This is a genomic window from Aeromonas sp. PS2Canimalfood6 (assembly GCF_048276795.1).
Classification (GTDB): domain Bacteria; phylum Pseudomonadota; class Gammaproteobacteria; order Enterobacterales; family Aeromonadaceae; genus Aeromonas; species Aeromonas caviae.
The window spans coordinates 40,058-51,552 of record NZ_JBLUXC010000028.1 but is presented as its reverse complement, the minus strand read 5'-3'; the positions used below and the strand labels follow the sequence as shown (position 1 = coordinate 51,552).

The window sequence follows — 11,495 nt, the reverse complement described above, 5'->3', positions numbered from 1 at the left end:
AGTTACCCGCCCGCCGAGAACGAAGTTACCCAAGGTGCATCAAAGCCAAACCACAGAAGTATGCGACGAGAAAACCTAGTAAAAACAATGCCAGTCAGGCTTAACTGACTGGCATTAGGCCATTGGCCGCCTTTTTTCAAGCTACGCGATTGCGCATCCCAAATTACTTGGAGATGTGAGCGATCAGGTCCAGAACCTTGCTGGAGTAGCCCATTTCGTTGTCGTACCAGGAGACGACTTTCACGAAGGTCTTGTTCAGCTGGATACCAGCCTTGGCATCGAACACGGAAGTCTGACGCTCGCCCAGGAAGTCGGTGGAAACCACTTCGTCTTCGGTGTAGCCCAGCACGCCCTTCATGGCGCCTTCGGAGGCAGCCTTCATGGCCTGGCAGATTTCAGCGTAGGACGCTTCTTTCTTCAGGTTGACGGTCAGGTCAACAACGGACACGTCCGGAGTCGGCACGCGGAAGGCCATGCCGGTCAGCTTGCCATTCAGTTCCGGGATGACCACGCCAACAGCCTTGGCAGCACCGGTAGAGGACGGGATGATGTTCTGAGCCGCACCGCGGCCACCGCGCCAGTCTTTGGCAGACGGACCATCAACGGTCTTCTGGGTAGCAGTGGTAGCGTGAACGGTGGTCATCAGGCCGGATTCGATACCGAAGGTATCGTTCAGAACCTTGGCGATGGGGGCCAGGCAGTTGGTGGTGCAGGAAGCGTTGGAAACGATGTCCTGGCCAGCGTAGGAATCCTGGTTGACGCCCATGACGAACATCGGGGTGGCGTCTTTGGACGGACCGGTCAGTACGACTTTCTTGGCACCGGCAGCGATGTGCTTGCGAGCGGTTTCGTCGGTCAGGAACAGACCGGTTGCTTCGGCAACAACGTCAACACCGATTTCGCCCCATTTCAGGTTGGCCGGGTCACGTTCAGCGGTAACACGTACGGTTTTGCCGTTGACGATCAGGTTGCCGTCTTTGACTTCAACAGTGCCCTTGAAGCGACCGTGAGTGGAGTCGTACTTCAGCATGTAAGCCATGTAGTCAACGTCGATCAGGTCGTTGATACCAACCACTTCGATGTCAGCACGCTCAGCGGCCAGACGGAAAACGAAACGACCGATACGGCCAAAACCGTTAATACCTACTTTGATAGTCATAATTGGTTACCTAACTGTTCAGTAGTCAAAGAAAATTCCGTTTGTAAATTTACTAGAACTCCCTCGCGAGTCAACCAACAATCTGCGCGAAATTGCGCTATATCATGAAAAACTGTGAAATTTATTTTCGGTTTATGTAACTGGCTACCAACTTTTGTTGAATGCATCATCAGCAAAGTCGGTGGCAGAGAACAACAATAGTGCCTGCCCGGTCACACATCCAGCCGGGGAGATATGTAAAAATGTGCGCGGTTCAGCATGGCCAAAGAGCCACTGTTCAAGTACCAACCATAAAAATTAATCACAAAATAGCGTAGACAGAATCCACAGCGGGAATTCTCAAACTATGACCACCCTGATTGAACAGCTGGCTGCCGCCAAAGGCATTGCCAGTGAGTATGTTGATGCCTGGGGCCAGCCGGCCCTGGTATCGGAAGAGAGCAAGGCCGCCATGCTGGGCGCCATGGGCTACCGCGTCGACGACGAGGCCGCCCTGTCCGAACAGCTTGAGCAGGAGCACCGCCAGCACTGGCTGCGCGCGCTGGATCCCGTGATGGTGGTACGCAGCGGCGACGCCGTTACTCTTGAGGTTCGCCTCCCCATCGAATTCGTCAACGATGCCCTCACCTGGCAGCTCCAGCAGGAGCAGGGTGCAGTGCTGTCCGGTCAACTCACCCCCATCGAGGGTGAGCTGGTCGGGGTGGCCGAGTTCGAGGAGATGGAGTGTCAGGCCTATCGCGTCACCCTGGATGTGCAGCCTGCGCTGGGTTATCACCAGCTCATCCTGCTGGAAGAGGGCAATGACGAGCCGCTGGCCACCATGCGTCTCATCGTCGCCCCCAAGTCCTGCTACAAGCAGGCGCCCATCGCCAATGGTCGCAAGGTGTGGGGCCCGAGCGTCCAGCTCTACTGCCTGCGCAGCCGCCACAACTGGGGCATCGGCGATTTCAGCGATCTCGGCCAGCTGGTTGAGAATGCCGCCGCCTGGGGAGCCCACTTCGTCGGTCTCAACCCCATTCATGCCCTCTATCCGGCGAACCCGGAGAGTGCCAGCCCCTACAGCCCCTCTTCCCGTCGCTGGCTCAACGTCGCCTATATCGACGTGGAAGCGGTGCCCGAATTCCTGGGCAACGATCGCCTGAAAGCGGAGGTGGCGAGCCCGGCCTTCCAGCAGCACCTCACCTCCCTGCGGGTCAAGGACAACGTGGATTACACCGGCGTCATCCAGACCAAGATCGGGATGCTGCGCCAGGTGTTCGACCAGTCCAGCTTCAGCGCCGAGCGTCAGGCTGCGTTCGATGCCTTCGTGGCTGCCGGCGGTGACAGCCTGCAACAGCAGGCAGCGTTTGACGCCCTGCAGGCCCACTTCTATGCCAAGGGCGAGAATGCCTGGGGCTGGCCGGTCTGGCCCGAGGCGCTGCGCGATTACCACAACCCCGAAGTGGCGGCCTGGATGGCCGAGCACCAGCAGGATGTGGCCTTCTATCTCTATCTGCAGTTCCTGGCTGACGAGCAGCTGGCCCGGGCCGATGCCCGCGCCAAGGCCGCCGGCATGGTGATGGGGATCTACCGGGATCTGGCGGTCGGCGTCTCCGAAGGCTCCACCGAGATCTGGGCAAACCGGGATCTCTACTGCCCGAAAGCCTCGGTCGGTGCACCGCCCGACATTCTCGGCCCCCTCGGCCAGAACTGGGGCCTGCCCCCCATGAACCCGAACCAGCTGTTCGAGGCCGCCTACCAGCCCATGGTGGATCTGTTCCGTGCCAACATGCGCTCCTGCGGCGCCCTGCGCATCGACCACGTGATGGCCTTGCTGCGCCTGTGGTGGGTGCCGCCCGGAGAGTCGGCCGCCAAGGGGGCCTACATCTATTATCCGGTGAACGATCTGCTGGGGATCCTGGCCCTCGAGTCTCATCGCAACCAGTGCCTGCTGATCGGCGAGGATCTGGGGACCGTGCCGGAGGGGATCGACGTGACCCTGAAAGAGAACGGCGTCCACTCCTACAAGGTGTTCTTCTTCGAGCGCTCCAAGGACGATGGTGGCTTCATCTCCCCGGCGCACTACGCCGAGCAGGCGATGTCCGCCCTGACCACCCACGACATGCCGACCCTCAAAGGCTTCTGGCACTGCGACGATCTGGCGCTGGGACGCGAACTGGGCCTGTACCCGGATGAAGACGTACTCAAGACCCTGTATGCTGATCGCCACCAGGCCAAGCAGCGGATCCTTGACAGCCTGCATGCTCATGGGGTCATCTCTGGCAATATCAGTCACGACGTGAACTGGGTCGGCATGAATACCGAGCTCAACCACGGTCTGCAACTGCACATGTCCCGCGGCAGCTGTGCCCTGTTCAGCACCCAGCTCGAAGACTGGCTGGAGATGGACAAGCCGGTCAACGTGCCGGGTACCAGCTACGAGTACCCCAACTGGCGTCGCAAGCTCTCCCGGGATCTGGAGGATATCTTCGCCGACGAGGCGCTCAAGAATCTGGCGGGCAAGATGAGCCGGGCCCGTGACGAGGCCAGCCGTTGAGCCTTGAACGCCAACATGTGACTCACTTTCATCCGCTTTGGCTTCGGCCGAAGCGGATGTTCAGCCATCAAAGGAAATGTCGATGCCCGTTGAACGTTTGGTTGCCGCCCGCTGTGCCGATCCCTTCTCCCATCTAGGCCTGCTGGCCAATCCGGATGGGCCAGGCCTGAAACTCACCGCCTGGTTGCCCGATGCACTCGAGGTCCGGGTCAGGGATCTCAAGTCAGGCAAGATAGTTGCCACCCTGACCGCCGCTGACGAAGCGGGCCTCTTTGAAACTGTTTTCACCCGCCGCAAGAATCCCTTCCCCTACCAGCTCATCGCGACCTACGCCGACGCCAGTGCCGACATCATCGACCCCTATCAGTTCCAGGCTGCCGCCTGGGAAGGGCTGGCGGAACTCACCTGGCAACCGGAAAACCTCTACCACACCCTCGGCGCCCAGTTGCGCACCGTGACGCACCTCGGCCAGCAGGTGGAAGGGGTACGCTTTGCCGTCTACGCGCCGAGCGCCACGGCGGTGAGCCTCATCGGCGATTTCAACTTCTGGGATGGCCGCCGTCACCCCATGCAGCGCAGCCAGTGCGGCCACTGGGTGCTATTCGTGCCGGGGCTCAAGGCCGGGGATCGCTACAAGTTCGAACTGAAAGACCCGGCGGGCAATCGCCTGCCCCACAAGAGCGACCCGGTGGGCTTCTACTGCGAGCAGTACCCCTCGTTCGCCTCCGTGGTCTATGACCACGGCCAGTACCAGTGGCAGGACGCCGACTGGCGCGAGAGTCAGCTCAATGACAAGCGCGAGCAGCCCCTTTCCATCTACGAGCTGCACGTGGGTTCCTGGAAGCGTCACTCCAACGGCGACAGCCTGAGCTGGCGCGAGCTGGCGGTGGAACTGGTGGATTACATCAAGGAGATGGAGTACACCCACATCGAGCTGCTGCCAGTCTCCGAGCATCCCTTCAGCGGCTCCTGGGGCTACCAGCCGGTGGGCATGTTCTCCCCCACCAGCCGCTACGGCACGGCCGACGATTTCAAATACTTCGTGGATCAGTGCCACCAGGCGGGGATCGGCGTGATTCTGGATTGGGTGCCCGCCCACTTCCCGTCCGATGCCCACGGCCTGGCCCGCTTCGACGGCACGCCGCTCTACGAGTACGAAGATCCGCGCCGTGGCTGGCACCCGGACTGGAACTCCTACATCTATGACTTCGGTCGCGACACCGTGCGCCAGTTCCTGGTGGCCAGCGCCCTGTTCTGGCTCGACAAGTTCCACATCGACGGCCTGCGGGTGGATGCGGTCGCCTCCATGCTCTATCTGGATTACTCCCGCAACGCCGGTGAGTGGGTGCCCAACGTCGATGGCGGTAACCACAACTACGAGGCGATCAGCCTCTTGAAGTGGACCAACGAGGAGGTGTACGGCAAGTACCCCCACGCCATGACCATCGCCGAGGAGTCCACCGCCTTTGCCGGGGTCTCCCGCCCCACCTTCCTTGGCGGCCTGGGGTTTGGCTTCAAGTGGAATATGGGCTGGATGCACGACACCCTCAGCTACATGCAAAAAGAGCCCATTCACCGTCGCTACCACCACAACGACATGACCTTCTCCATGGTGTACCACTATGACGAGAACTTCATTCTGTCCCTCTCCCATGACGAGGTGGTCCACGGCAAGCACTCCCTGCTCTACAAGATGCCGGGGGACGAGTGGCAGCAGGCCGCCAACCTGCGCGCCTACATGGGCTTCATGTATGCCCACCCCGGCAAAAAGCTCAACTTCATGGGCACCGAGATCGCCCAGAGCAACGAGTGGAATCATGATGCCCAGCTGCCCTGGCACCTGTTGCAGTACCCCAGGCACGGCGGCCAGCAGCGGCTGATCCGGGATCTCAACCACCTCTATCGTCATGAACCTGCCTTGTATCAGGCGGATTATGAACAGGCAGGTTTCCGCTGGCTGGATCACAACGATGCCGACAACAGCATCTTCGCCTGGCTGCGGGCCGACAAGCTGGGGGCCCATCCGCTGGTGGTGGCCTGCAACTTCACCCCGGTGCCGCGCATCGGTTACCGTCTCGGGGTGCCGGCTGCCGGTCGCTATCGGGTGGTGCTCAACACCGACAGCGAGCATTACTGGGGCAGCAACTATGATGTGGGTCTGGTCTTCGTCGCCGAGGCGACCCCCTGGCAGGGGATGGCACACAGCCTGGTGCTGGACTTGCCGCCGCTCGCGACCTTGTTCATCAAACAGGAGTCCTGATGTTTGAAATGGAAAACGGGGTAGATCACCCGCTTGGCGCTCGTCTGGACGAGACGGGCTGCCACTTCTGTGTCTGGGCTCCCCAATCGGACAAGGTGGAGCTCTGCCTGTTCGACGACGAGGAGCAAGAGCTGGCGCGTCTCCCCTTGCCCGGTCGGCGCGGCCAGTACTGGTTCGGCCACGTGCGCGGGGTCAAGGCCGGTCAGCGCTATGGCTACCGGGTGCATGGCGCTCCCCAGGAGGGGTTGCTGTTCGACCCGGACAAGCTGCTGATAGACCCCTACGCCCGGGCGCTCAGCCGTGCCACCCACTGGGACGATGCCCTTTACGAGGGGGACAGCGCGGCCATGGTGGGCAAGTCGGTGGTGGTGGACGATGCCTTCGACTGGCAGGGGGCCGGCAAGCCCGGCATCCCGCCGGAGCGGGTCGTGCTCTACGAGACCCACGTCAAAGGGTTCACCCGCCAGCACCCCGGCATCCCCAAGGCGTTGCAGGGCACCTATCTGGGCATCAGCCACCCGCTGATGATCGAGCATCTGCAGGGGCTGGGGGTGACCTCGGTCCAGCTGATGCCGGTGGCGGCCTTCATGTCCGAGCCCAGGCTCGAGCAGCTGGGGCTGACCAACTACTGGGGCTACAACCCCATCGCCTTCTTCGCGCCCGAACCGCGCTACGGGGCGAAGGATGCGGTGACCGAGTTCAAGACCATGGTGCGCGAGCTGCACCGGGCCGGGCTCGAGGTGATCCTGGATGTGGTCTACAACCACACCGCGGAGTCGGGCTTCGACGGCCCCATGCTCTCCCTCAAGGGGTTTGACAACGCGGGCTACTACGCCTTCGAGTCGGGTGCCCATGGTCCGGATTACCATCGCCACGCCAACGTCACCGGCTGCGGCAACAGTGTCAATCTGGATCACCCCAACACCCTGCGGCTGGTGCTCGATGCCCTGCGCTACTGGGTCACCGAGATGCAGGTGGACGGTTTCCGCTTCGATCTGGCGGTCACCCTGGCGCGGGAAGCAGGGGAGTTCGATCCCATGAGCGCCTTCTTCAAGGCCATGATGGCGGATCCCGTGCTGGCGCGGGTCAGGCTCATTGCCGAACCCTGGGACATCGGCCCCTTCGGCTATCGTCTCGGCCAGTTTCCGAGCCAGTGGCTGGAGATCAACGATCGTTACCGCGACACGGTGCGCGCCTTCTGGCGCGGGGATGCGGGCAAGATGGGGGATTTTGCCACCCGTCTGGTGGGCTCGCGGGATCTCTTCCCGAAGAACTGGCGCTCCCCCCACACCAGCGTCAACTACCTCTGCTATCACGACGGCTTCACCCTCGAGGATCTGGTCTCCTACAACCAGCGCCACAACCAGGCCAACGGCGAGGACAACCGGGACGGCCACGGCAACAACCTCTCCAGCAACCACGGGGTGGAGGGGCCGACCCTGGACCCGCGCATCAACAACCTGCGCCAGCAGCAGAAGCGCAACCTCATCGCCACCCTGCTGCTGTCACAGGGGACGCCCCACTTCCTGGCCGGGGACGAGATGGGCCGCAGCCAGCTCGGCAACAACAACGCCTACTGTCAGGACAACCAGATAAGCTGGGTGAACTGGCAACTGCGTCCGGAGGACGAGCGGCTGCTCGCTTTCACCCGCCAGATGATGGCGCTGCGGGCGGAGTCCGGGGTCTTCTCCAACCTGCAACTGAGCGACGACGGCTGGAACGGCAAGGCGACCAGCTGTCACCAGGTGAACTGGTATCACCCGGACGGCCATCAGCTCACCGATCAGGACTGGCACGCCCCCATGGGGCAGGCGTTTGCCATGGACATCGGCATGATCGGCTGCACCGGGGAGCGCTGGTACGTGCTGTTCAACGCCAGCGACTATGACATCCAGTTCCGCCTGCCGCCGCCGGGGGAGGGCATGGAGTGGATCCAGACCATCGACACCGCCACCAACGACGGCCTGCCCTTCCTGCCGGACGACATCAAGCGGCAGGTGGCGGTGGGGCGTGCCCACTCCCTCAAGCTGCTGGAGCGGGTCGCCCTGCCGGCGGCGGTGCTGGCGAGCGAAGGGGTGGTGGCAGCAGATGTTGTCGCCGTGTTGCCAACGGGATCACAGTTCCCGCTGGCGGGGTAGAGCCAGGCGCCCTGACTGGGTATGCTGGGCACCGTTATCAGTGGTGAGGAGCCGGAATGAGCAGTAACAACCCTGAACAGTGGCGCGACAAGCTGAGTGCAGAGCAGTTCCACGTCTGCTGGGAGAAAGGGACCGAGCGTCCCTACAGCGGTGCCCTGCTGCACAACCGCAAGAGCGGCGATTACCACTGCGTCTGCTGCAAGCAGGTGCTGTTCCACTCAGGAGCCAAGTTCGACGCGGGCTGCGGCTGGCCCTCGTTCGACCGGGCCATCGAGGGGACGGTGACCTACACCGAGGACAACAGCCACGGCATGAAGCGGGTGGAGATCACCTGCAGCCAGTGCGGCTCCCACCTCGGCCACGTCTTCCCCGACGGGCCGACCGAGACCGGCCAGCGCTACTGCGTCAACAGCCTGAGCCTGGATTTCGAGCCCGACGCCTGATCCCCGACACGACCAGCGGCGCCTCCCTTCGGAGGCGCCGCTTTTTTATCTCCCCCTGTCAGGTGCCGGGCTATGCCAGCGGCAGGTAGATGTCGGTGACCAGCTCATGGGTGGGCACCTCGTGTACAAAGTTGTGGTAGTGGAAGAAGAGCGGAAAATCCCGCAGCTCTTCGCCGCTGGCGGGCAGCCAGTCGCGGTAGAGCGCCCGGGCACAGTCGGCCAGGAGGTCGTGGGAGCCGTGGTGGCGTACCACGGCGCAGCGTCCGGCCGGGATGAGGGCATTCTTCACACCCCACTCATTGTCCTCGGTGACGGGGGCCTCGACGCTGCCACAGAGGGTAAAGCGAAACGCCGCACCCTCCGTCGTGGCGGGGTCGTCCGGCGCCAGGCCATAGGTCCGGCTGGTGGCGACCGGGGAGCCGCCCGTGGCCTTGCGCCACTGGATGAAGCGCGCCGCGGTGTCGTTGATGCGCTCGGGCAGGCCCTGATGGGTCAGGGCGGCGACGGCGGTCTGCGGGAACTGGATGATGTCGACTCGCATGGGGTCAATCCTCTTTGTGGGGGGCCGTGGCAGGCAGCGATGCCAGCTGGCCCAGTCCGGGTGATGCCTGAACTGGCTGGGCGTCAGGCCGAACGTCTGCTTGAAGGCGCGACTGAAAGATTCGCCATGCTGGAAGCCGGCATCGAGGGCGATATCAGTCACCTTGTCCAGAGGTGCGAATGCCAACCGGTAAGAGGCCCGCTTCAGCCGCAGCAGCTGGATGTAACGTCCCAGCGGCACGCCGCAGTAAGCGGCAAATTGCCGATGAAAGTGAAAGGGCGAAAAGTGCGCCACGGCGCTGAGCCGCTCCAGCGACAGGTCGTCGTCGAGATGGCGCTCGATGTGCTCTGTCACCGTTTGAAAGCGTCGGCGGTAGGCCTCTGTCTGGTTGTGATCCATGGTCTCTCCTCTGTGCTGCCCACTATCGGCCAACGGGCCCGAGCTGTCCTGACGGATCTTGCTCTCTTTGCCTCCCTTCGGGGAGAAGATCCACGACCGACAGCCCGGCGGGCGCTGCCTGACTTGTCGCGGGTTCGTCAGGCCAACAACAGGGCTGCCCCCGTCAGCAGGGCGGCGAGGGGCAGCACGGGGAGCCGTGGCACCCGCAGCAGGTAGAAGCCGACGGCGGCCAGCGCCAGATCGGTGGGGGAGAGCACGGCGCTCTGCCACACCGGCTGATAGAGGGCCGCCAGCAGCAGCCCCACCACGGCGGCGTTGATACCGGCCACGGCCCCCGCCAGACGGGGGCGGGCCAGCCAGTGCTGCCAGCAGGGGCCCAGCGCCCAGAGCAGCAAGAAACCCGGCAGGAAGAGCGCCAGGGTCGCCAGCAGCGCTCCGATGAGGGGAGTGGCGGGCAGCAGCACGGCGCCCAGGTAGGTGGCCAGGGTGAACATGGGGCCGGGTACCAGCTGGGCCAGGCCGTAGCCGGTCAGGAACTGCTGCTCGCTCAGGTGGTGACCCAGGCTCTCCTGCAACAGGGGCAGCACCACGTGACCACCTCCAAACACCAGGCTGCCTGCCCGGTAAAACTCGGCCAGCAACTGGCTGACGGGGCCGCTCGCCACCAGGGGCAGGCCGACGAACAGCAGGGCGAACAGCAGCAGGGTCGGCCAGTGAGGCTGGCGAGCAGGAGTGGACGCGAGGCCCTGACTCCCCGGGTGCGGCTCGCGCAAGGCACAGAGCAGGGCCGCGCCGAGCAGCATGGCGACCTGGGTCAGAAGCCCGGGGGCGCACCAGAGGGCGGCGGCGGTGGCCACCATGACCCCCTGTTGCAGTGCCGTCTTGCAGAACTGGCGGCTCATGGTGAGCACGGCATCCGCCACCACGACGAGCGCCAGCAGCTTGAGGCCGTGCAGGGCGGCGTCCAGCCAGAGGCTGCCCGCAAGCTGACCCAGACCGACGGCGGCCGCCAGCAACAGCAGGAAGGAGGGGAGGGTAAAGCCGACGAAGGCGGCCAGGGCGCCGCTGATGCCGGCGCGGTGGCGGCCGATGGCAAAGCCGAGCTGGCTGGAGGCCGGACCCGGCAGCAGTTGGCACAGGGCCAGCAACTGGGCGAACTCCGCCTGGCTCAGCCAGCCCAGCCGCTGGACAAAGGTGCGCTGAAAATAGCCGATATGGGCGGCCGGCCCGCCAAAACTGATGCACCCCAGCCACAAGAACTGCATGAATACCTGTCCCATCTTCCCCTCCTCGTCATCATCCTGGCCCGGATAATATGACAAAAAAGTGACAGTTTGGTGACGGTACGCCCTCCCGCGCTGCCTGCCATCAACAGGGGCTGGCGGGGGGCTGGTCGCCTCCGCCAGCAGACGAGAGGTACCGGGGTGACGCGCGGCAGCCTGCCGGTGAGGGTCAGGGGGCCGGTTGTGCCTGGGGCAGGTAGCATTGTCCCGCCAGCCAGCAGGCGATGGACTGGCGACTGGCATCGAAGTGAGGCTCGGGCAGAGTGTGCGGGTCGCACCAGCTCCAGCCCTCGCATTTTTCCGGCTCCAGCAGTTGCGGCTCCCCGTCCACCTCTGCCAGCAAGGTGACCGAGATGTAGTGCAGGCCGCTCTCGCGCCAGGTCTCCAGGTTGTTGGTGACGGCGATGACGCGAGGCTGGTGGATGACGAAGCCGGTCTCCTCCGCCACCTCCCGGATGGCTGCCGACTCGAAGGTCTCCCCCAATTCCAGATGACCGCCTGCGATGGACCAGTAGGGGGCATGGCTGCCCTTGCGCTTGCCAAGCAGTACCTGGCCCTGGCCATTGGTGAGAATGACGCCGACACCGACGCGGGGATAGGGGGTAGACATAGGGGAGGCTCCTTGCTGAGACGGCGGGGTGCGCCAGGGAAAACGGGCCTACCTTAGGGGGGATGGGCCCGTTGTGCAAGCCGCCTGTTCAAGGGCGATCGGATGCCGATTTTCCATCGCTTAAAT

At 63.4% G+C, this 11,495-nt stretch carries 8 protein-coding genes; 4 read left to right on the top strand and 4 right to left on the bottom strand.

Annotation, left to right across the window (positions count from 1 at the left end; all coding sequences use genetic code 11):
• Positions 1 to 163: 163 nt before the first annotated feature.
• Positions 164 to 1,159 (bottom strand): type I glyceraldehyde-3-phosphate dehydrogenase, encoded by a 996-nt coding sequence (gene gap / locus ACNPAA_RS12735; protein WP_010672882.1) that lies wholly within the window; start codon positions 1,157 to 1,159, stop codon positions 164 to 166.
• 346 nt (positions 1,160 to 1,505) lie between these two features.
• Between gap and malQ the strand changes: the two genes are divergently transcribed.
• From malQ to msrB, 4 genes are all read left to right on the top strand, one after another.
• Complete coding sequence (gene malQ, locus ACNPAA_RS12730; protein WP_417891802.1) at positions 1,506 to 3,695, top strand: 4-alpha-glucanotransferase; 2,190 nt, start codon at positions 1,506 to 1,508, stop codon at positions 3,693 to 3,695.
• Positions 3,696 to 3,777: 82 nt separating this feature from the next.
• Entirely contained in the window at positions 3,778 to 5,955 is a 2,178-nt protein-coding gene (gene glgB / locus ACNPAA_RS12725) for a 1,4-alpha-glucan branching protein GlgB (RefSeq protein ID WP_221365829.1), read from the top strand.
• A complete protein-coding gene (gene glgX, locus ACNPAA_RS12720; RefSeq protein ID WP_244812840.1) occupies positions 5,955 to 8,093 on the top strand; it encodes a glycogen debranching protein GlgX in 2,139 nt (712 codons plus the stop codon). Before glgB ends, glgX begins: the two co-directional genes overlap by 1 nt.
• Positions 8,094 to 8,149: 56 nt before the next feature.
• On the top strand, positions 8,150 to 8,536 hold the full coding sequence (gene msrB, locus ACNPAA_RS12715; protein ID WP_010672886.1) for a peptide-methionine (R)-S-oxide reductase MsrB: 387 nt from the start codon (positions 8,150 to 8,152) through the stop codon (positions 8,534 to 8,536).
• A gap of 70 nt (positions 8,537 to 8,606) precedes the next feature.
• Here the strand turns inward: msrB and ACNPAA_RS12710 are convergent, their stop codons facing one another.
• From ACNPAA_RS12710 to ACNPAA_RS12700, 3 genes are all read right to left on the bottom strand, one after another.
• On the bottom strand, positions 8,607 to 9,476 hold the full coding sequence (locus tag ACNPAA_RS12710; protein WP_161469971.1) for an AraC family transcriptional regulator: 870 nt from the start codon (positions 9,474 to 9,476) through the stop codon (positions 8,607 to 8,609).
• A 137-nt stretch (positions 9,477 to 9,613) separates the two neighbouring features.
• Complete coding sequence (gene chrA, locus ACNPAA_RS12705) at positions 9,614 to 10,756, bottom strand: chromate efflux transporter (protein ID WP_210538379.1); 1,143 nt, start codon at positions 10,754 to 10,756, stop codon at positions 9,614 to 9,616.
• A 172-nt stretch (positions 10,757 to 10,928) separates the two neighbouring features.
• Positions 10,929 to 11,369: a nucleotide triphosphate diphosphatase NUDT15 gene (locus ACNPAA_RS12700; protein ID WP_104455281.1), complete on the bottom strand. Its 441-nt coding sequence runs from the start codon at positions 11,367 to 11,369 to the stop codon at positions 10,929 to 10,931.
• Positions 11,370 to 11,495 lie beyond the last annotated feature (126 nt).